The following is a 24,823-nucleotide window of genomic DNA, read 5'->3' on the forward strand; positions in this document are numbered from 1 at the left end:
GCGCGAAACAGGAGGACGGGAATGCTGCGCATCGCGATAGTCGGCGCCACCGGCGCCGTGGGCCGGGAGTGCCTGGCCCTGCTCGACAGCGGGATCGTGCCGGTGGAGCGGGTGGTGCCGGTCGGCTCGGCGCGCAGCGTCGGCCGGGACCTGGGCGCAGAACTCGCACTGTCCCTGCCGATGGCACCGCTGGTGACCGTCGAGGAGCTCGACCCCCGGGATCTGGACGTGGCCGTCTTCTGCGCGGGCGTGGACGTCAGCAACCGGGAGGCGGAGCGGCTGGCCGCGGCCGGTGTGCTGGTCGTCGACAACAGTTCCGCGTTCCGCATGCGGCCGGACGTCCCTCTCGTGGTCCCCCAGGTCAACCCCGGCGCCCTCGCGGTCCGGCCGGGCTCCAACCTGGTGGCGAACCCCAACTGCTCGACCATCCAGATGGTGCGCGCCCTCCGGCCGCTGCACGAACTCGGCACGCTGGACAGCGTCGTGGTGGCCACCTATCAGGCGGCGTCCGGGGGCGGGGTGCGGGGTCTGGAGGAACTGGCCGGGGGATCCCGGCGGATCCTCGACGACCCCGCGGCCCAAGGAGAGCCGGGCGGGCGGTTCGGACAGCCGCTCCCCTTCAGCCTCGTACCCGAGATCGGCCTCCAGGACGACCAGGGGCTCACGCACGAGGAGCGCAAACTCGTCCGCGAACCGCGCAGGATCCTCGGCCTGCCCGGACTGCGGGTGAGTGCAACGGCGGTGCGCGTGCCCGTCTTCCACTGCCACTCCGAGGCGGTCCACGTCAGGCTGCGCGAACCGGTCACCACCGCGGCGGTCGAGAAGGCGCTGGCGGCCACCGAGGGCCTGCGGGTCTACACCCGGGCCCAGAACCCTTCGTACCCGATGCCCCGCTCCGTCTTCGCCCGGCCCGAGGACCGGGCGCTGGTGCACGTCGGCCGCATCCGGGTGGAGCCGGAGGACCCGCGGGCCGTGGCGGTGTGGGTGGTCGCGGACAACCTGTGGGTGGGGGCGGCGCTCAACGCCCTGCAGATCGTGGAACTCGCCACGAAGAACGGGTGGTTGGCTTGACCGGCGCACCGGCGGGCGGACCTGCGGGCGGATCGCCCCGCGCCGGGCGGGAACGGCGCCCCCTGGTGGTGAAGTTCGGCGGGTCCGCCTTCGCCGACCTGGACGGCTTCGCCCGGGTGGCGCGGTACACGGCGCGCCGGGCGGCGGAGGACGCGCGCCCCGTGGTCGTCGTGGTGAGTGCGATGTCCGGCACCACCGGCAGGCTCCAGCAGACCCTCGACGTACTGGCCGCGGATCCGCCCGCTCCGGTCGCCGCCATGCTGCTGACCAGCGGCGAGACGGTGAGCGTCGCCCTGCTTGCGGCCGCCCTCGACGCCGAGGGCGTGCCCGCGCTGCCGCTGACGGCGGCCGGCACCGGGCTGCTGGGCGAGGGGCCCGCCGACCGGGCGAGGCTGGTGCGGGCCGATCCCGCGGTGCTGCTGGCGGGCCTGGAGGACAGCCCCGTCCTGGTCGTGCCGGGCGGGCAGGCGGTGGACGCGGGCGGCCGGACCGTCATGCTGGGCCGCAACAGCTCCGACCTGTCGGCGGCCGCGATGGCGGCGGCGCTCGGCGCCGGTACCTGCGTGCTCTTCTCCGACGTGCCCGGCGTGTGCACGGCGGACCCCTACGTGGTGCCGGCGGCGCGGACCCTGGCCGGGATCAGTTACGAGGGCGTGCGGCGGATGTCGCGGCACGGAGCCAAGGTCGTGCACGAGAGCGCCGTGGACTGGGCGGAGCGCGGGGGCGTACGGCTGCACTGCCGGCCCTTCCCGTGGGCCGGCGGTGCGGGCTCCGGCGAGGGCACCGTCGTCGGCGAGGGGCCCGAGGCGGCCGCGGTCGTCGCACACAAGGGCAGCGAGGTCTGGCGCTTCCGGTCCGGCCCGGAGCGCCGGGCGGCCGCGCGGGGGCTGCTGTCGGACGGGCTGCGGACCACCGAGTTCGACTCGGCGAGCGGCACCTATCTGGTGGTGCCGGCCGGGGTGCGGGGTACGGCGGCCCACCTCGGCGCCGGGCGGCGCCACGACGACCTGTGCCTGATCACCACGGTGCGCGCCGACGGCCGGGCCGAGCACGTCCTGGTGTCCCGCGCCGACGCCGACGCGGAGGCCCGCCGGCGCCACGCCCTGCTGTACCCGGACCCGGCGGGCACCCCGGGCCCGGCGGCGCCCGCGCCGGCCAAGGCGCGCTCCCCCCACAGCGACGTCCTGTTCGGCTCCCGGCATCCCGGAAACGCCGGCCGGTGAGTCAACTCTGCACGTTTTCGGCACAGTTGTTCACGCGGGATTCGCCGGACCGTGCGTGAACGGCCAACCGGGCGGTGGATGCTGCCGCTTCGAGGGTGGGGCCGACGTGCTGGGGGGCATGGGTGGTTGTCGGGGAGAGACCGGTCGTCGAGGAGCCCCGGCTGGCCGTCCGGCGCCGGTCCTCCGGCTCGTGGTCGCGGCGGGGCCTGCTGCTGTTCTTCCTGCCCGCGCTGGCCACCGTACTGACGGGGCTGGCGACGCTGGCGGTGTCGGGGAACCTGCTGCTGCCCTTCGAGAGCGTCGTGGTCCTCGAGGGCAAGATGGCCTCGAAGCGGGACTTCTTCGAGAACGAGGAGGTCCGCCGGATCCTGCTGAAGCACCGGGTGAAGGTGCACGTCACCAGCTCGGGCTCGCGCGAGGTCGCCCTGCGGGACCTGGCCGCCTTCGACTTCGTCTTCCCCTCCGGCCAGCCGGCCGGGGACCTGATCACCGGCGTGCGCGCGTCGGCCGGCCAGTACGCCAAGGTGCACCGCCCGTTCGTGAGCCCCATCGTGCTCGCGACCTACCGGGAGTACGCCGAGACCCTGCACGACGCCGGCATCGCCGCCCCGCTGCCCGCCGAGGGGTCGGACCGGCCGCTGTACTACTCGCTGGACATGCGGAAGTTCCTCGACAGCATCGACCGGGGACAGCGCTGGAACGACCTCGGCATCCGCCGGCACGGGATCTCCAACGCCAACCGGATCGTCGCGCAGAGCCCCGACGTGTGCGGCTCCAACTCGGCCGGGACGTATCTGGCGCTGGTCTCCTTCACCTGGCGCGGCACCGGCCCCGACGTCCCCGCCACCACGCAGGAGGCGACCGCCCGCGCGCAGTCCGTCAAGCACCTCATGGAGCAGGGACTGCCCGCGGCCGACGTGTTCCGGACCTACATCTCGCCCGAGGGCAAGGGGATCGCCCCGGTGGTCGTGGCGTACGAGCACCAGTACCTCACCTACCAGGTCCGCTACCGCTCCGAGTCCGGCCGGACCGACTCCGAACGGGTGCTGCTCTACCCCTCCAGCCAGTTCGTGACCCAGCCGCAGTTCATCTCCCTCAACGCGAGGGGCGAGCGGCTCGGCGAACTGATCGCCACCGACCCGGACCTGCGCCGGCGCGCGATGGAGCTGGGCTTCCGGATCCTGGACCCGGCCGGGGAGGTCGCCGGCGACCAGCTGTCGCGGTTCCTGACCGAGCGGGACATCCCGGTGCCCGCCCTGCGCGGTGACGACACCCGCTCGCCCATGCCCCGCATCCGCCACCTGGAGCAGATGATCTCCATCGTCGGCGACTGCCCGCCCGCCCAGCTCCCGGACGGGGCGCCGTGACGGCCCCCGCGCCGCCCGGCCGGCGCCGCCGCCGGGCGCTGGCGGCGCTCGCCCTGGCCTGCCTGTGCGTGGTGGCCTCGCTCACGTCCTGCACCGGGGACCGGGACGGGCCGGTGACCCTGCGGGTGCTGGCCGGCTCCGAACTCGCCGACATGCAGCCCCTCTTCGAGGACCTGCGCCGCGAGACGGGCATCACGCTGACGATGGAGTACCAGGGGACCGTCGAGGCCACCGCCTCGCTGGCCACCGGCCGCTACCGGCACGACCTGGCCTGGCTCTCCTCCTCCCGCCCCTTCCAGCTCCTGCTGAAGGAGGGCGGGCGCCGGACGGAGGGCCCGCTCTCCACGAGCACCATGCGCTCCCCCGTCGTCGTCGGCCTCAAGCCCGAGGCGGCCGAGCGGCTGCGCCGGGCGGCCCCCGACGGGCAGGTGTCGTGGGCCGATCTCGCGGACGCGGCGGCCGCCGGGACGCTGAAGTACGCCATGGCCGATCCGCGCAGGGCCAACAGCGGGCTCGCCGCGCTGGTGGGCGTCGCGACGGCCGCGGCGGGCACCGGCGGCGCGCTGCGGCCCGAGGACGTCTCCTGCGACCGGCTGCGCGGGTTCTTCGCCGGGCACGCGGTGACCGAGGACTCCTCCGGCCGCCTCGCCGACGCGTACGTACGGGCCGAGGACGGCCTCGACGCGCTGATCACCTACGAGTCCGAGCTGCTCGCCCTCAACCGGGCCGGCACCCTGCGCGCTCCGCTCGAGATCGTCTACCCCAAGGACGGCATCGTGCTGTCCGACTACCCGCTGATGCTGCTGGATCCGGCCAAGCGGGCCGCGTACGACCGGCTGACGGACTGGCTCCGGAGCGAGCCGGTGCAGCGCAGGATCATGGAGCGCACGCTGCGCAGGCCGGTCGACCCCGGCCTCACCCGCGTCCCGGGCCTGCGCGCCCCGCTCGGCAACGCCCTGTACTTCCCGGACAGCCAGGCGGTCGTGGACCGGCTGCTGGCCGACTACGCCGAGGCGCGCGGCGGCCGTCCGGTGCGGGTGGTCTTCCTACTCGACTTCTCCCGCTCCATGCGCGGCGAGCGCATCGAGGGCCTGCGCGCCACGATGGCCGGGCTGAGCGGCGCGGACGGCTCCGGTTCCGGCACGTTCACCCGGTTCCACCAGGGCGAGACCGTCACGGTGGTGCGCTTCGGCGGCGAGGTGCTGGACGAGCGGAGCGTGACGTACACGGGGGCTGCCGACCTGGAACGGCTGCGCGCGATGGTCGCCGACGAGGGCTTCGGCACGAGCACCGCCGTCTGGTCGGCCCTCGACCACGGCTACCGGACGGCGGCCGACGCGCTGGCGAAGGACCCCGGGCAGCGCGTCTCCATCGTGCTCATGACCGACGGGGAGAACAACGCCGGGATGAGCCTCGACGCGTTCCTCGCCCGGTACGCCGCCCTGCCGGAGGCGGCCCGCGCCGTGCGCACCTACACCGTCCGGTACGGGGACGCCGACCCTCGGGAGCTCGACCGGGCCGCCCGGGCCACCGGCGGGCACATGGCCGATGCCACCGGGCAGTCCCTTCTCAGCGCCTTCAAGGAGATCCGTGGGTGTCACGAGTGAAGCGTGGTGGGCCGTGTGGTGGCCCTGGATGCTGCTGTGGGCGGTCACCGCGGCGGGCCTCGCCGCGCTGCTGGCGGTGGCGGTGCTGCGGCTGGTCCGGGTCCGGCGGGCCGCCGCCCAGGACATCACCGACGGCATCTGCTTCTACCTGCACGACCGGACGGTCATGGACCACTACCAGATGCGCGGGTACACGGCCGCCCTGCGCAAGGAGGTCGAGCAGCGCACCAGCGACAGCAAGGACGGCACCGTCCGCGCGAAGGTATTCGGCGTCGGCGCGGACGGCGGCCGCAGGGAGAACACCGAGATCGTCAGCCGCTACATGGAGGTGGCGGAACCGATCTCGGTGATCGGCCTGATCATGAAGGTGCTGGAGGAGAAGCGGGTCATCGTGCACGTCGACCTCCCCGGCCGGTCCGTCACCCGCAGCCCCGCGCTGCTGCGGACGGCCTCGGGCGGGCAGGGCGCCGTACGGCTGCGCGACATCGAGGGCTTCGTCCTGGTCCGGGGCCGGTTCCGGGCGACCGGCGACGGCCCGGAGCGCGCCGGCTCCACCGTTTTCCTCGCCCCGTACGGGGATCCGGCCGATCCGTCCCGGGGTCCCCGGGTCAAGATCACCTGCGCCACGGAGGGCCTGCGCAACCAGGTCCCCCGGGGCACCTTCTCGGCCCGCTGCCTGGGCAAGGTCCAGGAGTGGAACCCCGGCGAAGGGGTCCTGGAGGTCCAGGCGATGGCCATCTTCCGTTAGGCCGCCCGCCGGGCGGACGGGGGGCCTGGGGGTGGTCCGCGCGGGACCTGGTGGACGGCATCCGCTGGATCTCCGGGCGCCCCTTCCCGCGGCTGGGCCTGCTGTACGCGACGGTCACGAACTTCTTCTGCGCCTACTTCACCACGTACCAGCTGCAGCGCACTCCGGACACCCACCGCGGCCGGGTGATGAGCGTGGCGAACATCTGCGGTGCGGGCGGCGCCGCGATCGCTCCGTTCGCCGCGGGCGCCGCCTTCGACTGGTGTGGGCGGCCCGCCACACTGCTGGCCTGCTCGACACTGCTGGGCCTCATCGCCCTGTCGCCCGTGCTGGGTCCGGTCATGCGCCGGCCGCCCGAGGCGCCGGCCGTGGAGGAGGTGGGCGACGGGACCGGGCCGGTGCCGCAGCCTGCCCGCTGAACACGTCCTGAGCACGTCCTGAGCGCACAGTGCGGGAGCCGGCCGGGCCGGCTGACGGCACGGCCGCACCCTCCGAACCCGATGGCTCGAAAGCACCCTGCCCCGAGGCCGGTTGATCACTGTAGGCTGGCCGACAGTCGTCAACTCATGTGGATGCGCAAGGTATGGGGGCGCGCGGGGAACCGCGTGCATGGCTTTGACATCAGGAGAAATGCGTTGGTTACCCTCCGGCTGACCGTCGAGGACCTGTCCCGAATACGCTTCATCGGCACTCTGGGGGCGGAGTTCGAATCGCGCCTCGCGGAGCTGAGATACGCGGAACCGCTCCAGGACGAGTTCAGCGAATGGCGCCGGCAGGTGAAGCGAAGACTGCGCCGGATCTCCACGATCGCCGCCTCGGCCCCGCCGCCCGCGTCCCGCGCCGCGGCGGGGCCCTCCCCGGCCGGCGGGTACTTCCACGCCACGGCGATCGAACCGTTCTGGGGGCGGATCCGCAGCCATCTGGAGACGGAGCGGGAGCTGTTCGGGCGGACGGCCCTGTCGGGCGGCGTCGAGAGCGCGCTCAACCGGCTGCACCCGACCATCGACTGGGACGCGCCCTACTTACGGGTGGACAACGGGCAGAACGCCCGGGAGATCCGCCTCACCGGCGACGGGATCGCCCTCGCCCCCTCCCTGTTCGCCAGCCGCCCGCTCGTCCTGGACCCGGAGAGCGGCCGTCAGGGGCTGACCACACTGGTCTACAACGTCCCGCTCGACATCGAGGCGGCCTCCTCCCTGTGGCAGGCTGAGGAGGACGGCACGGCCGCCCTGCGCGAGCTGCTCGGGCACACCCGGGCCAGCGTCCTGGAGAGCGTCCGCGTACCCAGCTCCACCGGCGACATCTCCCGCCGCCTGCACATCTCGAAGCCGTCCGCGAGCAAGCACGTCAGCGTGCTCCGGCGGTCCGGGCTGGTGGCGACGGAGCGGAAGAGCAACCTCGTCGTCCACCGCCTCACCCACCTCGGCGAAGCCGTGCTCGGCTAGCCAGATTGGCCGGAACCACCATGAGCAAGAAGTCCCCCTGGCTGGTGGCCTACGGGCCCGGCCCGGACGCGGAGACCCGCGTGGTCGCCTTCCCCCACGCGGGCGGCAGCGCGAGCTACTTCCGCGATTGGGCACAGCACCTGGGCCCCGGCTGCACGTTGCGGTCCGTCCAGTACCCGGGCCGGGAGAACCGGCTGGCCGAGCCGCTGGTCCCGACGATGAAGCAGCTGGCCCAGGGTGTGGCCGAGGCGCTGGCCGAGGGGCCGGACGACGCCCGGGAGACGGTGTTCTTCGGCCACAGCATGGGGGCGGCGGTCGCCTACGAGACCCTGCGGCTGCTGGAGGCCTGGGGCTCCTCGTCCGTCACGCGGCTGTGCGTGTCGGGCCGGGAGCTGCGGGCGGGGCCCGAGCCGGACGCCGCGGTGATCCGTGACGACGAGGCGCTCATGGCCTCCATGACCAGGCTCGGGGGCACCCGCTCGGCGGTGTTCGACGATCCGGACCTGCGGGAGATGGTGCTCGACATCGTCCGCAACGACTACCACCTGGTCGATTCCTACCGGGCCGACCCGGCCGCCGCGCCCGTGCGGGCGGACGTACTCGCCCTGACCGGAGACCGCGATCCCCAGGTGGACCTCGGCCGGATCGACGCGTGGGCCTCGGTCACCACCGGCTCCTACGCACGGCACGTGTTCCCCGGCGGCCACTTCTATCTCGCCGACCACGCACCGCGGTTGATGGGGCTCGCGACCCGCTCCCCGGCCGCAGGCTGACCCGTCAGGCACGAAGGTAAAGTGCGCCTTCGAAGATGGAGGCACGGCGCATGACCAACCCCGACGACAAGCCGGCCGGCAGCCTGGCCGACAAGCTGAACCACCTGTTCGGTGCCACGACGCCGGCCGGCCGCGGGCCCTACACGGGCGAGGAGGTCGCCCGTGCCATCACGGCGTCCGGCGTCCCCATCTCGGGCAGTTACATCTGGCTGCTGCGCAAGGGCCAGCGGGACAATCCGACGCTGCGGCACATCGAGGGGCTCGCGAAGTTCTTCGGTGTGCCGCCCGCCTACTTCTTCGACGACGAGGTGACCGCCACCGTCGACTCCGAGCTGGCCCTGCTGGCGGCCATGCGCGACGCCCAGGTCCAGCGGGTCGCGCTGAGGACCGCGGGACTGTCGGAGCGCAGCCTGCGCTCGATCAACGAACTGATAGAGAGAGTACGCGAGTTGGAGGGACTGGCGGAGGACCCGCCGCAATCCGGGAGTCCCGCGGAAAGCTGACGGGGAACCCCTCTCGACCGGCCTACTGGCGCAAACCCGCCTGTTCCAGCCGGGGCAACTGTGCTGGGGTAGAACCCCTGACGATCACTCGGGGGGACCAGGATGTTCAGCGGTGCAGCACTCAGCGTCGACGTGCTGTGATCGTCGTGCGCTGGCGATCGAAACGCGGCGGCCCGGCCGCCAACCCACTGGCCGAGCGGTGCCGGGAGAGGGTGCGCGAGCTGCGTCTGCCGCCCGGCGGGAAACTGACCGTCGACGAACTGTGCGCCTACGTCGGCACCCTGCGCGAACGGCCGGTGCACATCGTCACCCTCGCCCTCCCCTCCGCCGGGCCGCACGGACTGTGGGTCGCGACCGAATCCCGGGACTACATCTTCGCCGAGGAGCGTCTGGTACCCGTCCACCAGCAGCAGGTGATCCTCCACGAGATCGGCCACGTGGTGTGCGACCACGACACCTCGCCCGTCATGAGCGTGGACGCCTCGCGGCTGCTGATGCCCTCGCTCGACCCGGCGCTCGTACAGCGGGTCATGGGCCGCGAACACGGCGATTCGGAGGCCGAGCAGGAGGCCGAGCTGGTGGGTTCGCTGATCGGCGGGCTCATCGGCACGTGGAACGTCCACCCCACCTGGACCGTGCCCCCGGAAGCCCGGGAGATCGCCGAGCGGCTCAGCTCGCTGGAGTCGCCCGCGGCACGGGACCCGGCGTGAACACGCTTCTCTATCCGCTCTGTTCGTGCGTGGCCCTGGTGGCCCTCGGCTACAAGGCCCGGGTGCTCCGGACGGACCGCTCGGTCCCCCAGGTCGCCCTGGTCGCCAACTTCCTGCTGCTCTTCGTCATCTTCACCGTGTCCACCCCGTCCGTCTGGGTGCGGGTCAGCGAGTTGACCGGCATCGAGAACTTCTCCGGCCTGCTGACACAGAGCTGCGTGGTCGTCATGACGGTCTGCCAGCAGCTGGTCCTGCTGCACTTCAGCCACGGTCCGGAAGCGGCCCGCCGCAAGGCGGTCCCCCGCGTGGTGGCCCTGGGACTGGTCCTGGTCACCATGGCGGTGCTGTTCTTCGCGGCGTCGGCCCACGGCGAGGCGCCGCACGACTTCGCCATCGCCCGGGCCCGGTTCACGCCCGCCTACCTCGTCGTCTACCTGGCCGCGTTCACCGCGAACCAGGTGCAGGTCGGCGTGATGGGCCTGCGGTACGCGAGGATCGCGCCGTCGCCCTGGCTGCGCCGCGGCCTGCGCATGGTCGCCCTCACCCTGCCCTTCGCGCTCGTCTACACGGCCGCCCGGACCGCCGACGTCGTCGCGGCCCAGCTCGGGCACGACGGCCGCGCCTGGGAGCCCGTCGCGCAGCTCGGGGTGGCGATCGCCGTGATCGTCCAGACGATCGGCTGGATCCTGCCGGACTGGGGCCCGCACCTCACCTCCCTGCGCGACCGGCTGGGACACCGCGGCGCCCACCGTGCGCTCGCCCCCCTGCACCGCGGCCTGACCGAGCACGTCCCGGAGCCCGTGCTGCCGTGCACCGGGGCCCTGGACCTGCGGACCCGCCTGTACCGCATGGTGATCGAGATCCGCGACGCCCAGTGGGCGCTGCGCACCTGGATGGACGCGGACGTGGCCGAGCTGGCCCGGCGGGACGCCGAGCGGGCCGGCCTGCGCGGGGAGGAACTGGCGGCCGTGGTGGAGGCGGCGCAGCTCAGGAACGCGATCGACGCGAAGCGCCGCGACCTCCCGCCCCGGTGCCCGCCGCAGACTCCGATGGCCGCGGCCCCCGGAGACCTCGCGGCCGAACTCGCCTTCCAGCGGAGACTGGCCCGTGCCATGTCCTCGCCCATCGCCGTCCGCTACGCCGGCCACCCGAAAGCCCCCGGCACACCACGCAAGGAACCCGCATGACCGTGAACACCGCCCCCACCACCCTCCCCCAGCCCTTCGGGCACGGCTTCCCGGCCGATCCCCATGCCATGTACGCGCGGCTGCGCGAGCAGGGATCCGTGCACCGCGTGGCGCTGCCGGACGGCTCGCCGGTCTGGCTGGTGACCCGGGAGGCCGATGTCCGCCAGGGCCTCGTCGATCCCAGGCTGTCCGTCAACAAGAGGCACTCGGGAACGGGCTTCAAGGGCTTCTCCCTGCCCCCGGCGCTCGACGCGAACCTGCTGAACATCGACGCGGACGACCACCTGCGGCTGCGCCGCCTGGTGTCCCAGGGGTTCACCCCCCGCCACGTCGAGGGCCTGCGCGGCTCCGTACAGGCGGCGGTGGACGCCCTGGCCGACCGGCTCACGGAGCGCACGGCGGCCGAGGGGCGGGCCGACGTGGTCGAGGAGTTCGCCCGGCCGCTGCCCCTCACGGTCATCGGCGAGCTGCTCGCCGTGCCCGAGGCCGACCGGGGGGCGTTCTCCGGCTGGGTCGCCACCATGCTCGCGCCCACGTCCCGGGAGGAGCTCGGCTCCGCGATCGAGGCCATCCACGGCTTCCTGCTCGACCTGGTGGCCCGGCGCCGCGCCCGCCCCGGTGACGACATGCTGTCGGACCTGATCGCGGCCAGGGACGACGAGGACCGGCTCACCGAGAACGAGCTCGTCTCGCTGGCCTTCCTCCTCCTCATGGCCGGCAGTGAGAACGTCCAGCACCTGCTGGGCAACGGCCTGCTCACGCTGCTCACGCATCCGGAGGAGCTGGCGGCGCTGCGGGCCCGCCCGGAGCTGCTGCCGCAGGCCGTGGAGGAGCTGCTGCGCCATTCGCACCCGAACCACACCGCGATCCGCCGGTTCCCGACCGAGCCCCTCGACATCGGCGGGGTGCGGATCCCCGCCGGGGACACGGTGCTGTTCTCCCTCGCCGCCGCTCACCGCGACCCGGAGCGCTACCCCGACCCCGACCGGTTCGACCTCGGCCGGGCGGACAAGGCGCACCTCTCCCTGGGCCACGGGCTGCACTACTGCCTCGGGGCGCCGCTGGCCCGCATGCAGGTCTCCGTGGCCCTCGGCACGCTGCTGCGCCGGATGCCGGACCTCCGGCTCGCGTGCCCCGCGCACGAGGTCCCCTGGACGACGACCTTCAGGTTCCACGCCGTCCGGGAGCTGCCGGTCGCCGTGGCGGCCGAGGGCACCGCTACGCGCAGGCCGGGCACAGCCCCCGGTAGGTGACCTCGACCCCGGACACGGTGAAGCCGAACCGTTCCTCCGCGGGGAGCCCGGCCAGCGGGCTGCCCGTCGGGTGGACATCGCGGATGAGGCCGCAGCCGGAGCAGATGAGGTGCTGGTGGGGCCGGTGCGCGTTGGGGTCGTACCGCTTGGCGCGGCCGTCGGTGGAGACCTCGACGACCTCACCGAGGGTGACGAGCTCGCCCAGGGCGTTGTAGACGGTCGCCCGGGAGATCTCGGGCAGCCGGCCGGCGGCGCGGGCGTGCACCTCGTCCGCCGTGAGGTGGACGTGCTCGCAGTCGAGGACCTCCGCGACGACACGCCGCTGGGACGTCAACCGCCAGCCGCGCGCTCGCAGCCGTTCCAGCAGGTCACTCATATCGGCTCACCTTTTCAGGCTCGGCGGGATGTCCGTGGTTCACGGGGACGTCGGAGATCCGATGGGATATTGGCTTGGTGTCCGTCTTGACTTGGATTCTGTCCATCGTAGGATCGGTTTCGTTGATAGCCAAGAGGATGAATGACCCCAAAGCGGCAGGAGTCATTCGAGACCGTCCGGGACGGTGACCACTCGGCGTCGAGACCGCTGTCCGCCTGGTCCGGAAGGATTCCCATGTCTGAGAACCACGATGCAATCGTCGTAGACGCCAAAACCGAGGGCGGTGGCTGCCCCGTCGCCCACGAGCGCGCCCCCCACCCGACCCAGGGCGGCGGAAACCGCCAGTGGTGGCCGGAGCGGCTCAACCTGAAGATCCTTGCCAAGAACCCCGCCGTGGCCAACCCCCTCGGCGAGGAGTTCGACTACGCGGCCGCCTTCGAGGCCCTCGACCTCGCGGCGGTCAAGCGCGACATCGCCGACGTGCTCACCACCTCGCAGGACTGGTGGCCGGCCGACTTCGGCAACTACGGCCCGCTCATGATCCGCATGGCCTGGCACAGCGCGGGCACGTACCGCATCAGCGACGGCCGCGGCGGCGCCGGCGCGGGCCAGCAGCGCTTCGCCCCCCTGAACTCCTGGCCGGACAACGGCAACCTCGACAAGGCCCGCCGTCTGCTGTGGCCGGTCAAGCAGAAGTACGGCCAGTCCATCTCCTGGGCCGACCTCATGATCCTCACGGGCAACGTCGCCCTGGAGACGATGGGCTTCACGACCTTCGGCTTCGCCGGCGGCCGCGCCGACGTCTGGGAGGCCGACGAGGACGTGTACTGGGGTCCCGAGACCACCTGGCTCGACGACCAGCGCTACACCGGCGACCGTGAGCTGGAGAGCCCGCTCGGCGCGGTCCAGATGGGCCTCATCTACGTCAACCCGGAGGGCCCCAACGGCAACCCGGACCCGGTCGCCGCGGCCCGCGACATCCGCGAGACGTTCCGCCGCATGGCGATGAACGACGAGGAGACGGTCGCGCTGATCGCCGGCGGACACACCTTCGGCAAGACGCACGGCGCCGGCCCGGCGGACAACGTCGGCGCCGACCCCGAGGCCGCTTCCATCGAGGCGCAGGGCTTCGGCTGGGCGAACTCGTTCGGCACCGGCAAGGGCGCCGACGCGATCACCAGTGGTCTGGAGGTCACCTGGACCACCACCCCCGCCCAGTGGGGCCACGACTTCTTCAAGCACCTCTTCGAGTACGAGTACGAGCTCACCCAGAGCCCGGCCGGCGCGAACCAGTGGGTGGCGAAGAACGCCGAGGCGATCATCCCGGACGCGCACGACGCCTCGAAGAAGCACCTCCCGACCATGCTCACCACCGACCTGTCGCTGCGCTTCGACCCGGTCTACGAGCAGATCTCGCGGCGCTTCTACGAGAACCCCGACCAGTTCGCGGACGCCTTCGCCCGCGCCTGGTACAAGCTGACGCACCGCGACATGGGCCCGGCCGTGCGCTACCTCGGCCCGGAGGTCCCCTCCGAGACGCTGCTGTGGCAGGACCCGCTGCCGGCGCGCGAGGGCGAGCTCGTCGACGCGGCGGACATCGCCTCCCTCAAGGAGCAGATCCTCGCCTCGGACCTCACCATCGCGCAGCTGGTCTCCGCAGCCTGGGCCTCGGCCTCCTCCTTCCGCGGCAGCGACAAGCGCGGCGGCGCCAACGGCGCCCGCATCCGCCTGGAGCCGCAGCGCACCTGGGAGGTCAACAACCCGGACGACCTCGCGCAGGTGCTGCGCACGCTGGAGGGCATCCAGGAGTCCTTCAACACCGGCGCCAAGAAGGTCTCGCTGGCCGACCTGATCGTGCTCGCGGGCTCCGCGGCCGTCGAGAAGGCCGCGAAGGACGGCGGCGTCGACGTCGAGGTGCCCTTCACGCCGGGCCGTGTCGACGCCTCGCAGGAGCAGACGGACGTCGAGTCCTTCGCCGCGCTCGAGCCGGCCGCCGACGGCTTCCGCAGCTACACGGGCAAGGGCAACCGCCTGCCGGCCGAGTTCCTGCTGGTCGACCGCGCGAACCTGCTGACGGTCAGCGCACCCGAGCTGACCGTGCTCATCGGCGGTCTGCGCGTCCTGGGCGCCAACCACGGCGGGTCGAAGCTCGGCGTCCTCACGGACAAGCCGGGCACCCTGTCCAACGACTTCTTCGTCAACCTGCTCGACATGGGCACGACGTGGAAGTCGACGTCCTCGGCGCAGGACGAGTTCGAGGGCCGTGACGCCAGTGGCGCGGTCAAGTGGACCGGTACGCGCGCCGACCTCGTGTTCGGCTCGAACTCCGAGCTGCGCGCGCTCGCGGAGGTCTACGCGAGCGACGACGCGAAGACGAAGTTCGTCAAGGACTTCGTCTCCGCGTGGGACAAGGTCATGAACCTGGACCGGTTCGACCTCGTCTGATCCCGCCGTCCGGGCCGGCTCCCCTTCCGGGGGGCCGGCCCGGACGTGTTTCCGCACCCCGACGCTTCCTCCCCGGCACCTCCCCGCCGGTACTTCCCCGTGGGCCGCCTCCGTGCGGCCCACCACCATTCGCGGCCCGTCCGGGGGGCCGTTCCTGGGGGTGGCGCACGGGAATGACGGGTGGGGAGCTCCCATGTGCGGGCGGGGCGGGTGGCGTTGACTCGGGCGTGCCGATCGGCCCTGTACGGCGATTCCGACCACCGGCCCACTCGACCCGCGAGGAGGTGACCCCGATGAGCGTACTCAAGCTCCAGAACCTGCAGCCCGTGGCGACGAACAACAGCGCTGCCGTCATCAGCCTGACGAGCAGCAGCAGCACCTGCTGTTCCACCAAGCCGGTGTAACCCCGACGGCGGTCCGTACGGGACGCGCTGTGTCCCCGTACGGACCGCCGTTCCCCGGTGCCCACCAGCCGCCGGCGGCGGCCCCCGGACGATCACAGAGGCGGACATGCGCGACGAACGATGGGTCTACCGATTCCTCTTCGCGTGGGACGACACGCTGTTCTTCGATCCCCTCGACGTCTTCTACGAGCCGAGGGCCGACCACTTCCTCGCCGGGCTCGACGAGCGGGTGCGGGCACGGTTCGTCCGCAGCGGCATCTGGTGGAGCCATCGGCACGATCCGGACCTGCCGGCACAGGGCTGGAAGATCCACGTCTCCGCGGCGCAGCACACCGTGCGGGAAACGGCCGCGTCGGTGATCGCCCATCTGACGGCGCACGAGATCGACTTCAAGATCGCTCTCGACCTCAACATCTTCGAGATGCTCAACTCCAAGGCCATGTCCCGGGGCAGCGGCGGGAAACTCGTCACCGTCTACCCGCGCGACGACGAGGAGTTCCGGACCTGCCTGGCCGACCTGGCCCGCGTCCTGGAGGGCGTCGAGGGCGCCTACGTGCTGTCGGACCTGCGCTACCGGGACAGCAAGGCGCTCTACTTCCGCTACGGCCAGTTCCTCGACACGCACGCCGTCGACGTCCTGGGCCGGCGGGTACCGCACATCACCGGACCGGACGGGCCCGTACCGGACGACCGGCGGCCCGGGTACGCCCAGCCGTGGTGGGTGCCGTGGCCGTTCACCGACTGGAAGCCCGCCGACGAGGACGAGGGGGACGGACTGCTCGGCGGCCGCTTCCGGGTGACCGGGGCGATCCAGTTCTCCAACAGCGGCGGTGTGTACACGGCCGAGGACACGGCGGACGGGGACCGCAAGGTGGTCCTCAAGGAGGCCCGCCCGCACACCAACATCAACCCGCGCCAGGACCACGACGCCGTGGACATCCTCGCCCGGGAGTGGCGGTTCCTGAACCGGCTGGCCGACGCCGGCTCGTACCCGAAGCCGATCGCCACCTTCCGGCACTGGGAACACCACTACGTGGCCGAGGAGTTCGTCGAGGGCTCCGACGTCCGCTCCGTACTGCTCGAACGCAACCCGCTGGCGCGGCCGGAGTTCGACATCGACCGGTCCAGGGAGTTCCTGCGGATCTTCATCGCCGTCTTCCGCGGCCTGGCGCGCGCCATCCGGTCCGCCCACGAACGCGGGGTGATCCTGGGGGACTTCACCCCGGCGAACCTGCTCATCGACACCGACACCCACGAGGTGACGATCGTCGACCTGGAGGCCTGCCGGCTGGCCGGGGGCGGGGGCAGGGAGGCGGGCGACGGCGCCGTGAGCGACGACGCGGCGCTGGAGAAGCCGGTGGAGCTGTTCACACCGGGGTTCAGCCTCTCCCGGAGCCTCTTCAAGGCCTCGGGGACCGAGGGCGATCTGTACGGCCTGGCGAACACCATGGCCTACTTCATCTTCCCGATCGCGGCGATGTCGTACCTGCGCGAGGACGTACTCGCCACCTACCGGGTCTTCACCGACGCCCTGGGCTGGCCGGAGCGGATCCACGAGCTGCTCACCGGCCTGGCCCAGGCGCGGATCACCCTCCCCGAGGTGCTCGAGGCACTGGAACAGGAGGAGGATCTGGTCGGCCGGGTCGAGGCGGCACCGCGGCGGCCGGTGGCCGAGGAGCGGCTCGGTCTGGCGGAGGCCGAGGCGGGGGTGGCCGCGTTCGTCGAGGCCGTCGCCGACACCGACCGGGCGACGCTGTTCCCCGTGGACCCCTTCGCCCACGTCACCAACCCGCTGAGCCTGGGCTTCGGAGCCGGCGGCGTCCTGTGGTCGCTGCACGCCTCCGGCATCCCGATCCGGCCCGAATGGCGTGCCTGGCTGCGCGACGAACTGGCCCGCATGGACGTGGCGGAGTACCCGGACGGCCTGATGAGCGGCCTGGCCGGGATGGCCTGGGCGGCCGACTCGCTCGGGCTGCGGGCCCAGGCCCGCGAGCTGCTGAACCTGGCCAACCGGCGGGCGCCCGAGACCGGCGACCACACCTTCTACTACGGCCTCGCCGGGCTGGGCATGACGAACCTGCGCTTCTTCCTGCGCGGCCACGACCCGCGCGACCTCGCCGCCGCGCGGGAGTGCGCGCGCGTGCTGTGCGCCGCCGCGCAGCGCGAGGGCCGGTACGCCTACTGGCTGAACGCGTTCTCGTCCAAGGGGCCGTTGACCGGTCTGGGCTTCGGTCAGGCCGGTGTGGCGCTGTTCCTGCTGCGGATGTACCAGGTCACCGGAGAGGAACGCTGCCTGCGGATCGGGCAGGACGCGCTCGCCTGGGAGATGGCCCACGCGAAGCCCCTGGAGCCCGAGGTCCCCGGCAGCCCGGTCATGTTCGAGCACGAGGGGACCATGGAGCCGTACGTGGAGGTGGGCTCCGCGGGGGTGGCGCAGGTGCTGCTGCGCTACGGGGACCTGGACTCGGCGCGGACCGTCCTGCGCGGGCTGGACGCCGGGCACTCGGTGCTGCCGGGGTACGCCTTCGGGATGAGCGGCGTCGCCGACGCGCTGCTGGACGCGGCCGAGTTCACCGGCGACCGTTCGTACCGCGACACCGCGCTGCGGCAGCTCGACTTCGTCCGGAAAGTGTTCCTCTTCGAGCCCGCGGAGCGCTTCGGGGTGCCCCGCGGGGACGGGGCGGCCCCGCTGGGCGTCCCGGGTGAGGGGCTGCTGCGCTGCTCCTGCGACTACCTGACGGGCTCGGCGGGCGTGCTGCGCGTGCTGCACCGCGTGAACCGCGGCGGCACGGCCGACTTCCTGCTGGACGAGGTATCGCGGTGAGGCAGCTGTGGCTCACGCTGAGCGGCCACCGGACCCGGTTCGTCGTGATCATGGCAGCCGAGGCGGCCACGGGCGGGCTCGAGGCGCTGCTGCACCCGCTCCTGCTCAAGGCCCTGTTCGACCAGGCCATCCTGGCCGCCGACTTCCGCCGGTTCCTCGTGCTCGGCGCCGGCTACCTGGTGCTCGGGCTCACCCTCAACCTGGCGGGCTACGGGATCTCGACGTGGCGCAAGCGGTGCGAGAACGCGTTCACGCTGGTGCTGGAGACGGAGCTGCTGGGCCGCACCGTCGCCCTGGACGGCCGGAAGATCTCGGCGGCGGGCAACGCCTCCTACGTGAGCCGCATCCACAACGACGTCTCCGAGGGCGTCCTGCCGGCCGTGGACGTCGCCATCCGCATCGCCCGGCAGGCCGTCGCCTCCCTGGTCTTCCTCGGCGTGCTGCTGTACCTGTCCTGGCAGGCCAGCCTGATCCTGCTGGTGATCGTGCCGCCGCTGGTGCTCGTCAGCAACCGGCTGGCCCGGCGCATCGAGGACAACACCGAGCCCGAACGCGAGGCGGAGGCGCGGTACATCAACGGGCTCACCCGGACCCTGGAAGCCTTCCACGCGCTGCGCGGCCTGCCGTCGCTGCTGCCCGGCACCCGCGCGGTGAACCAGGACGCGCTGCGCGGGTTCCTCGGCCTGAAGTTCGTCAACTACCGCCTGTCGCTGAAGCAGAAGACCCTCAGCGACCTGGTCATGAACCTGTCGGACACCGCGTCGATGGTCATCGGCGCCTTCTTCGTCTTCTCGGGCCGGATGTCCTTCGGCAGCTTCCTCGCCTTCGTGAACTCGCTGTGGCGGGCCGTCACCGGGATCTTCGACCTCGTCAACATGATCCCGCAGGCCCGCCGGAGCACGGCGGTCCTCAAGCGGATCCAGGCCCTGCGCGACTCCCGGCAGACGCCGTACCACGAGGAGGGGTCCCTGGTGCGGGTCCGCGGGGCGAGGGTCCGGTACGGCGACGGCGACGGGGCCGAGGTGTCGATCGGGGACTTCGAGCTGGCCGCGGGCGAGCACGTACTGCTCCGCGGCCCCAACGGCTGCGGCAAGAGCACCCTCCTGCACCTCGTCTCCGGGACCCTCGCCCCCGACACAGGCGAGGTCACCCTGCCGCCCCGGGTGGCGAGCCTGACCGTCCCGGTGAACCTGCCGCCCCTGCCGGTACGCGAACTGGTCGCCGACGGGCGGCTGCGCACGTCGATGGGCCTGGACGGGCTGGCCGGCCAGCTGCCCTCGGAGCTGTCGTCCGGCCAGCGGCAGCGGGTCGGGGTCGCGGCGCTCCTGTGCGAGGACGCGGACGTGTACCTCGCCGACGAGCCGTTCTCGAACCTCGACGCGGACGGCCGGGACCTGGTGCTGCGGACCCTGCGCGAACGCACCGAGGGCCGCGCCCTCCTGGTCGTGCACCACGGGGACGAGGACCTCGACGGCCGCTTCGACCGCGTGGTGACCCTGGCGGCGGCCGGCACGCTCTCCCGGTCACGGCAGTAGGGCCTGTCGTCAAACTCCCGTCTGCCCCGCGACGCCTGGCACGCGCTCTCGCCGCACCGGGCGAAAGCAAAGTACGTCCAGGCCGTCTCTTTCGGATCTTGGCGGGTCAGGCGAGATCCGGAAGAGACGGCCTAGGCGGGGACCGGGGCGCCGCTGCCGGCGACCAGGTCGCGGGCGGCGGAGGCGAACGCGGACCGGTTGGGGTGCCCGGTCTTCTGCAGGAGGCTCGCCACGTGCTTCTCGACGGTGCGCGGCGAGATGTGCAGCCGGCCGGCGATGTCCTTGTTGCCGATCCGTTCGGCGAGCAGCCGGGCCACCTCGAACTCGCGGAAGGTGATGCCGCACCGGCGCAGGACCGGCGGCACCTGCTCGGTCCCGGTGCGGCGCTGCCGGACGGGGGCGCCCATGCCGCGGAGCCGGGCCCGGCAGGCGCCGGCGGCCGCCTGGAGGCCGACGCCGTGGAAGTACTCCTCCGCCTCGCGCAGCCAGTCGGCCGGGGCGCCCCAGCCGTCCGCGTACGCCGTGCGCGCGACCAGCCGCAGGCACAGGTGGCGTGCCACGGGGTGGGGCTCGGCCGCCTCCAGGGCGGCCCGCGCGGCGGCCGTCGCCTCGGCGGTGCGGCCCTCGCGGCCCAGCAGCACGGCCTGCGACAGGCCGGCGAACGGGCGGTTCCAGCGGGTGCCGCCGGCGCTCGCCCGCGCCGCCTCGGCGTGGTGGCGGCGGCCCATGCGCCCGGCGAGCACGCCGAGCAGCAGGATGACGCCGTGCTTGCCGAAGTCGGCGGTGGCCGGGTTCTCCGCGTCGTACGCGAGGGCCTGCGCGAACTCCTGCCCGGCCGCGTCGTGCCGTTCCTCGAGCAGCGAGCAGAACGCCCGCGCGAGGCCGTACGCCATGGACCGCAGGCCCGGCGCGTGGTCGACGAGCGGTGCCAGGGCCTCCAGCGCCTCCTCCATCTCGGCACGGCGGCCCTGGTGCGCCCAGCGCACCGCGTCGGCGAGCCGCAGCAGGGCCAGGGCCCGGCCCAGTCCCAGCCGGGACGCCTCGGCGGCCTCGGCGCGGATCCGGTCGCGGGCGGGCCCGAACTCGCCGCGCTGGACGTGGTCCAGGGCGAGCACGAAGCCGGTCTCGTGCGCCAGGGGCAGCAGGCCCATCCGCAGGGCCTCCCGACGGGCCTGCTCGACCCGTGCGGTCCGGCCGTCGCGCAGCGCCGCGGTCCGGGCCAGGTGCACCTCGGCGGACACCCCGAGTGCGGGCAGACCGTGTTCGTGGGCGAGGGTGCGGGCCCGCGCGAGGTGGACCTGCGCGGCCGGCTCGTCCCGTTCCCGGGCCAGCTCCCCGAGCACGAGCAGGGCCTCGCCCTCCACCTCGGGCAGGCCGGCGCGCAGGGCCGCGTCCGCCGCCCGGCGGGCGAACGCGGCGGCGGTGGCCAGCCGGTCGGGCGCGAACCGGCTCCGCTCCGCGTGGGCCGCGGCGAGGTCGACGAGGGCGGCGTGGGCCGGAGCCGCGGCCGGGCCCGGGCCGTCGCCGAGCAGTCGGCGGGCGGCGTCCAGGTGCCCGAGGGCTTCCGCGGAGCGGCCCTGGAGGGTGGCGATGCGGGCCAGCCGGGCGTGGAGCCCGGCCCGGCGTCCGGCGGGTACCGCGTGCTCGCCGCCCAGTGCTTCGAGGCCGGCGGCCGGCGTGGGCAGCCGGTCGAAGCGGCCCGAGCAGGCCACGGCGTCGAGCAGCTGCTCCAGCACGGTGGCGTACAGGGCGGGCTCGGCGGCGGGGTCGAGGAGCCCGTGCGCCCGGACCAGCAGCTCCGCCGCCCGCTGCGCCGTGCCCCCGCTCATCGCCCGCGACGCCGCCTCGCAGTACAGCCGGACGGCCTCCCGGGTGTCGCCTGCGTGCCCGTACAGCTCGGCGGCCCGCGCACACCAGGTTCCCGGCAGCCCGGGGTGCAGTTCGGCCAGGGCGCGGGCCGCCCGCCGCGCGTACCCGGCGCGTTCTCCGGGGCCGAGGCCGTCGAGGAGGGCCTGCGCGGCGAGCGGGTAGCGGAAGGCGTACCAGTGCGGGCCGGTCTCGTCCGGCACGATCAGGCGGGCGGCCACCGCGGCGCTCAGGGTCACGTGCAGCTCCGCGGGGTCGCGGCCCGTCGCGTGCTGGAGCACCGGCAGCGGGAAGCGCGGGCCGAACAGGGCGGCCGTGCTGAGGAGTTCCCGGCCGAACAGGCCGAGCTTCCCGGCCCGGCGCCGGACGCTGTCCACGACGGCGGCGGGGACCGGCGGGGTCCGGCCGTCGCCGGACGGGCGGCCGGCGGAGTCCTGGGCCAGTTCCTTGACCACGAACGGGATCCCGGCACCGCCGGCGGCCGCGCGCCGCACGAGCTCGGGGCCGGCCTCGGCCGGGTGGGTCCCCAGCTCGGCCGCGACGAGGAGGTGCACCTCGGGACGGCTGAGGGGGGCCAGGCCGAGCACCGTCGCGGCCCCGCGCTGGCGGGCCCGTGCGGCCAGTTCGTCCGCCGTGCAGGGGTCGCTCCCGGTGGCGAGCAGGAGCACGGCGGGCTGCTGCCCGATGTTGTCCAGCAGGTACTCGACGACGGCCAGCGTCCCGGTGTCGGCCTCGTGCAGGTCGTCGAGGACCAGCAGGAAGCCCCGCTCCCGCCCGAGGGCGGCCGCGAGGCGCAGTACCGCCTCGGCGACCACGAGCGGGGACCCGGCGCCGGCCCCCGCGCCCCGGCTCCCGTTCAGCAGGTCGCCGAGGGCGGCTCCGTAGCGGCCGGGCCCGCCCGGCTCGGGCAGCAGCCCGGCCCGCGACAGCAGGAGCAGCGCCTCGACCAGCGGCCGGTAGGGGACGGGTGCGCCCAGGGTGCCGGCCCGGCCCTGCGCCGTGACCATGCCCTGCCGGGCCGCGGCGGCGAGGGCTTCGGCGGCGAGGCGGGTCTTGCCGATGCCGGGTTCTCCTGTGACGAAGACCGTTCCTCCCCGGCCGTGCCGGGCGGCGGCCAGGGCGGCCGTGATCTGCGCCATCTCGGCTTCCCTGCCGACGAGTTCGCCTCGGACGGGGTGGCGTCTGCCGTCGATGGCGGTGGCGGTGGCGGTGTGGTCGTACGGCTGTGTCATCGGTGAGTCATCTGCCTCTCCTGGTGCGCGGGGAAGCGGAAGCGGGGGCGCCTGGCGGAGCGGGCGGCGGCGGGGACGTCGCCGGAGCCGACGATACGAAGCGGGAAGCGCGGTCTGTAGCCGTCCTTTTGGGGGGCTTGCGCGAGGGGGTCAGCCCCCGTCCAGACTGTCCTCGCGCACCCGCCGGGCCAGGTCCAGCTTGGTGTAGGCGGGGCGGCCCGCCTGCTGGTACTTGGCCTTGACACGGTCGAGGTAGTCCTTGGCCGTGTGGACGGTGATGCCGGCGCGCCGGGCGGCGGACTTGAGGGTCATCCCGGACGCGTAGTCGAGCAGGACCTGCCGTTCCCGGGGCGAGAGCCGGGGGCGGTCGGGACGGTCGTCGTGGGCGCAGGCGAAGGCGAGTTCCGCGGAGTGCGTGCCGCGGCCCGCCGCGACGTCCTGGACGGCCGCGACCAGCGTCGGCAGGTCGTTGTCCTTGGTCAGGTAGCCGTCCGCGCCGGCCCGCAGCGCCTCGATGATCCGGGAGCGGTCCGGGACGGTGCTGATCATCAGGACGCGGCTGCCGGTGCGCAGCAGGCGGCGGATGTTGTCGGCGGGGGCTGAGCCGTCGCGCAGTACGAGGTCCAGGAGGACGACGTCGGGCGGGACGTAGCCCGAGCGGGCGGGCCCGTACGGGGGCCCCGCCGCGGCGGGTGCGCCGATCAGCTCGCCCACCGTGGCCGCGGTCGCCACCAGCCGCAGCTCCGGGACCGCGCCCAGCCATGCCTTCATGCCGTCGAGGAGCATCCGGTCGTCGTCTACCACCGCGACGGTGGTCACCGCGGCCATCTCAGCTCCACCCGTACTCCCTCGCCGGGGGCGGTGTCCACGGTCGCCAGGCCGCCCACCTCGGCCATCCGCCCGCAGACCGAGCCGCGCAGCCCGAGGCCGGGCAGGTACCGCTCGGGGTCGAAACCGGGACCCCGGTCGACCACGGTGACGACGGCTCCGCCGCGCCCGTCGGTGCCCCGGGTCGCGGTGAGGTAGGCGTGTCCGGTGCCCGCGTGCCGCCGTACGTTGTTCAGGGCCTCGCGGGCCGCGTCGCCGAACGCGGCGGCGACCTCGGGCGGCACCTGCGGGAGGTCGTGGTACTGGGCGGTGACCCGCAGTTGCAGGCTCTCCACGGAACCCACCGCCTCCTCCAGTGCCTCGCCGATCTCCCGGTGGTGCACCTCGTCGGCGGTCTGCTGGATCAGCCGGCGCAGGTAGGCGGCCTCGCGGCCGCACCGTTCGCGCACCCGGGGTGCGTTGGCGTCGATCCCGCCCGCGGCGAGGGTGGTGAGGGTGGCCAGGACGGTGTCGTGCAGGGCCCGGTGGTGTTCCAGGCGTTCGGCGTAGCGCGCCTTGTGCGCCTCGGCGGCGAGCGCGCGGGCGTTGGCGTCGTCGAGGAGGCGTCCCTGGCGGCGCAGGTACCACCACATGACCCAGGCCATGACGGCCGACGACAGCAGCGAGTTGACGTGGCCGCCGATGACCGCGGGGCTCGCGCCGACCAGTTGGTAGCCGATGAGGTGGGTCACGAGGAGGAGCACGACCGCGGCGAGGACGTGGAGCCGGCGGTCGAGGGCGATGGCCGCGGCGGCGCTCGACGACCCGCCGAGCAGCATCGCCCAGCCGAGCAGGGCGGGTTCCCCTACCCCGCCCCACGTACAGAGGAGGAGCGGCAGCACGCACCCGGTGACCAGGACGTCGGCCCAGACGTGCCGCGGGTCGAACCAGCCGCGCCGCAGGGCCGCGCCGTAGCCGAGCGCGCTGAGCCCCAGGGCGGCGGCGAGGCCGGCGTACTGGAGGGGGAGGTCGTGCCTGCGCTGCGCCACCGCCAGGACGCCGACCGTCAGATGGCTCGTCCGGTAGAGCAGGGTGGTCAGGATCATGAAGGACTGGGCGCGCTGCAGCCCCGACCCGACCCCGGTCGTCCTGCGCAGTGCCCGTAATCGCCTTGTCGACAAAGACGCCACCGACCACACCACCCCGCCCGCGATCATCACCGATGTCACGTATTTTGCCCCAGCAGGTCCATGCCAACGGCGGCATCCGGCCAGCCCTCGGTCACCTCCTGGCAGCACGCGCCCCATCCCGAGCTGCCCGGCCAACGGCTGTTCAGCCGGGACCTGCTGGAGGTGGAGATCCTGGATCCGCGGGACCCGGACCGGCACCTGCTGACGGTCTTCGACAACCACGACCGCCTCCGGACGCTGCGGGCGGAGGCCATCGC

20 protein-coding genes are annotated in these 24,823 nt (G+C 73.4%); 16 read left to right on the forward strand and 4 right to left on the reverse strand.

What is annotated here, in order from left to right; translation table 11 throughout:
* The first annotated feature begins 21 nt into the window (after positions 1 to 21).
* The 12 genes from ACTVZO_RS06350 to ACTVZO_RS06405 all read left to right on the forward strand — a co-directional run bounded on the left by ACTVZO_RS06350 (position 22) and on the right by ACTVZO_RS06405 (position 11,887).
* Positions 22 to 1,071 carry an aspartate-semialdehyde dehydrogenase gene (locus ACTVZO_RS06350; RefSeq protein ID WP_443297439.1) on the forward strand — a complete coding sequence of 350 codons (1,050 nt, stop codon included), beginning with the start codon at positions 22 to 24 and terminating at the stop codon, positions 1,069 to 1,071.
* Positions 1,068 to 2,294: an amino acid kinase family protein gene (locus ACTVZO_RS06355; RefSeq protein WP_443297440.1), complete on the forward strand. Its 1,227-nt coding sequence runs from the start codon at positions 1,068 to 1,070 to the stop codon at positions 2,292 to 2,294. Before ACTVZO_RS06350 ends, ACTVZO_RS06355 begins: the two co-directional genes overlap by 4 nt.
* 122 nt (positions 2,295 to 2,416) lie before the next feature.
* The gene (locus tag ACTVZO_RS06360) at positions 2,417 to 3,661 is read left to right on the forward strand and encodes a hypothetical protein (RefSeq protein ID WP_443297441.1); all 1,245 of its coding nucleotides are present in this window, start codon (positions 2,417 to 2,419) and stop codon (positions 3,659 to 3,661) included.
* The gene (locus tag ACTVZO_RS06365; RefSeq protein WP_443297442.1) at positions 3,658 to 5,268 is read left to right on the forward strand and encodes a substrate-binding domain-containing protein; all 1,611 of its coding nucleotides are present in this window, start codon (positions 3,658 to 3,660) and stop codon (positions 5,266 to 5,268) included. The genes ACTVZO_RS06360 and ACTVZO_RS06365 overlap by 4 nt, the downstream gene beginning before the upstream one ends.
* The gene (locus tag ACTVZO_RS06370; RefSeq protein WP_443297443.1) at positions 5,252 to 6,016 is read left to right on the forward strand and encodes a hypothetical protein; all 765 of its coding nucleotides are present in this window, start codon (positions 5,252 to 5,254) and stop codon (positions 6,014 to 6,016) included. The genes ACTVZO_RS06365 and ACTVZO_RS06370 overlap by 17 nt, the downstream gene beginning before the upstream one ends.
* A 50-nt stretch (positions 6,017 to 6,066) precedes the next feature.
* Positions 6,067 to 6,435, forward strand: a complete 369-nt coding sequence (locus ACTVZO_RS06375; protein WP_443297444.1) for a hypothetical protein — start codon at positions 6,067 to 6,069, stop codon at positions 6,433 to 6,435.
* A 216-nt stretch (positions 6,436 to 6,651) separates the two neighbouring features.
* The gene (locus ACTVZO_RS06380) at positions 6,652 to 7,461 is read left to right on the forward strand and encodes an ArsR/SmtB family transcription factor (RefSeq protein WP_443297445.1); all 810 of its coding nucleotides are present in this window, start codon (positions 6,652 to 6,654) and stop codon (positions 7,459 to 7,461) included.
* Between the two features lie 20 nt (positions 7,462 to 7,481).
* Positions 7,482 to 8,234 (forward strand): thioesterase II family protein, encoded by a 753-nt coding sequence (locus tag ACTVZO_RS06385; RefSeq protein WP_443297446.1) that lies wholly within the window; start codon positions 7,482 to 7,484, stop codon positions 8,232 to 8,234.
* Positions 8,235 to 8,284: 50 nt separating this feature from the next.
* Positions 8,285 to 8,737: a helix-turn-helix domain-containing protein gene (locus ACTVZO_RS06390; RefSeq protein ID WP_443297447.1), complete on the forward strand. Its 453-nt coding sequence runs from the start codon at positions 8,285 to 8,287 to the stop codon at positions 8,735 to 8,737.
* A 212-nt stretch (positions 8,738 to 8,949) separates the two neighbouring features.
* Entirely contained in the window at positions 8,950 to 9,447 is a 498-nt protein-coding gene (locus ACTVZO_RS06395) for a hypothetical protein (protein ID WP_443297448.1), read from the forward strand.
* On the forward strand, positions 9,444 to 10,634 hold the full coding sequence (locus tag ACTVZO_RS06400; RefSeq protein WP_443297449.1) for an MAB_1171c family putative transporter: 1,191 nt from the start codon (positions 9,444 to 9,446) through the stop codon (positions 10,632 to 10,634). The genes ACTVZO_RS06395 and ACTVZO_RS06400 overlap by 4 nt, the downstream gene beginning before the upstream one ends.
* Entirely contained in the window at positions 10,631 to 11,887 is a 1,257-nt protein-coding gene (locus ACTVZO_RS06405; RefSeq protein ID WP_443297450.1) for a cytochrome P450 family protein, read from the forward strand. The genes ACTVZO_RS06400 and ACTVZO_RS06405 overlap by 4 nt, the downstream gene beginning before the upstream one ends.
* Here the strand turns inward: ACTVZO_RS06405 and ACTVZO_RS06410 are convergent.
* Complete coding sequence (locus tag ACTVZO_RS06410; protein ID WP_443297451.1) at positions 11,853 to 12,263, reverse strand: Fur family transcriptional regulator; 411 nt, start codon at positions 12,261 to 12,263, stop codon at positions 11,853 to 11,855. The genes ACTVZO_RS06405 and ACTVZO_RS06410 overlap by 35 nt on opposite strands.
* Before the next feature lie 234 nt (positions 12,264 to 12,497).
* On the opposite strand from ACTVZO_RS06410, the gene katG reads away from it, so the two are divergent.
* From katG to ACTVZO_RS06430, 4 genes are all read left to right on the forward strand, one after another.
* Positions 12,498 to 14,708, forward strand: coding sequence for a catalase/peroxidase HPI (gene katG / locus ACTVZO_RS06415; RefSeq protein ID WP_443297452.1), 2,211 nt, complete (start codon positions 12,498 to 12,500; stop codon positions 14,706 to 14,708).
* A gap of 293 nt (positions 14,709 to 15,001) precedes the next feature.
* Positions 15,002 to 15,112: a class III lanthipeptide gene (locus tag ACTVZO_RS06420; RefSeq protein ID WP_362586987.1), complete on the forward strand. Its 111-nt coding sequence runs from the start codon at positions 15,002 to 15,004 to the stop codon at positions 15,110 to 15,112.
* A 106-nt stretch (positions 15,113 to 15,218) separates the two neighbouring features.
* Positions 15,219 to 17,936, forward strand: coding sequence for a class III lanthionine synthetase LanKC (lanKC, locus tag ACTVZO_RS06425; protein ID WP_443297453.1), 2,718 nt, complete (start codon positions 15,219 to 15,221; stop codon positions 17,934 to 17,936).
* Complete coding sequence (locus ACTVZO_RS06430) at positions 17,933 to 19,471, forward strand: ATP-binding cassette domain-containing protein (protein ID WP_443297454.1); 1,539 nt, start codon at positions 17,933 to 17,935, stop codon at positions 19,469 to 19,471. Before lanKC ends, ACTVZO_RS06430 begins: the two co-directional genes overlap by 4 nt.
* Before the next feature lie 131 nt (positions 19,472 to 19,602).
* Here the strand turns inward: ACTVZO_RS06430 and ACTVZO_RS06435 are convergent, their stop codons facing one another.
* The 3 genes from ACTVZO_RS06435 to ACTVZO_RS06445 all read right to left on the reverse strand — a co-directional run bounded on the left by ACTVZO_RS06435 (position 19,603) and on the right by ACTVZO_RS06445 (position 24,605).
* Entirely contained in the window at positions 19,603 to 22,569 is a 2,967-nt protein-coding gene (locus tag ACTVZO_RS06435) for an AAA family ATPase (protein ID WP_443297455.1), read from the reverse strand.
* Between the two features lie 150 nt (positions 22,570 to 22,719).
* Positions 22,720 to 23,397 carry a response regulator gene (locus ACTVZO_RS06440; RefSeq protein ID WP_443297456.1) on the reverse strand — a complete coding sequence of 226 codons (678 nt, stop codon included), beginning with the start codon at positions 23,395 to 23,397 and terminating at the stop codon, positions 22,720 to 22,722.
* Positions 23,385 to 24,605 carry a sensor histidine kinase gene (locus tag ACTVZO_RS06445; RefSeq protein ID WP_443297457.1) on the reverse strand — a complete coding sequence of 407 codons (1,221 nt, stop codon included), beginning with the start codon at positions 24,603 to 24,605 and terminating at the stop codon, positions 23,385 to 23,387. Before ACTVZO_RS06445 ends, ACTVZO_RS06440 begins: the two co-directional genes overlap by 13 nt.
* Positions 24,606 to 24,823: the final 218 nt, after the last annotated feature.

The organism is Streptomyces sp. IBSNAI002 (genome assembly GCF_052244475.1).
Classification (GTDB): domain Bacteria; phylum Actinomycetota; class Actinomycetes; order Streptomycetales; family Streptomycetaceae; genus Streptomyces.

Excerpts from the sequence above, each read along its gene's own strand:
- ACTVZO_RS06405 (WP_443297450.1), top strand. The coding sequence starts at position 10,631 with ATGACCGTGAACACCGCCCCCACCACCCTCCCCCAGCCCTTCGGGCAC.
- katG (WP_443297452.1), top strand. The coding sequence starts at position 12,498 with ATGTCTGAGAACCACGATGCAATCGTCGTAGACGCCAAAACCGAGGGC.
- lanKC (WP_443297453.1), top strand. The coding sequence starts at position 15,219 with ATGCGCGACGAACGATGGGTCTACCGATTCCTCTTCGCGTGGGACGAC.
- ACTVZO_RS06385 (WP_443297446.1), top strand. The coding sequence starts at position 7,482 with ATGAGCAAGAAGTCCCCCTGGCTGGTGGCCTACGGGCCCGGCCCGGAC.
- ACTVZO_RS06420 (WP_362586987.1), top strand. The coding sequence starts at position 15,002 with ATGAGCGTACTCAAGCTCCAGAACCTGCAGCCCGTGGCGACGAACAAC.
- ACTVZO_RS06350 (WP_443297439.1), top strand. The coding sequence starts at position 22 with ATGCTGCGCATCGCGATAGTCGGCGCCACCGGCGCCGTGGGCCGGGAG.
- ACTVZO_RS06440 (WP_443297456.1), bottom strand. The coding sequence starts at position 23,397 with ATGGCCGCGGTGACCACCGTCGCGGTGGTAGACGACGACCGGATGCTC.
- ACTVZO_RS06390 (WP_443297447.1), top strand. The coding sequence starts at position 8,285 with ATGACCAACCCCGACGACAAGCCGGCCGGCAGCCTGGCCGACAAGCTG.
- ACTVZO_RS06435 (WP_443297455.1), bottom strand. The coding sequence starts at position 22,569 with ATGACACAGCCGTACGACCACACCGCCACCGCCACCGCCATCGACGGC.
- ACTVZO_RS06410 (WP_443297451.1), bottom strand. The coding sequence starts at position 12,263 with ATGAGTGACCTGCTGGAACGGCTGCGAGCGCGCGGCTGGCGGTTGACG.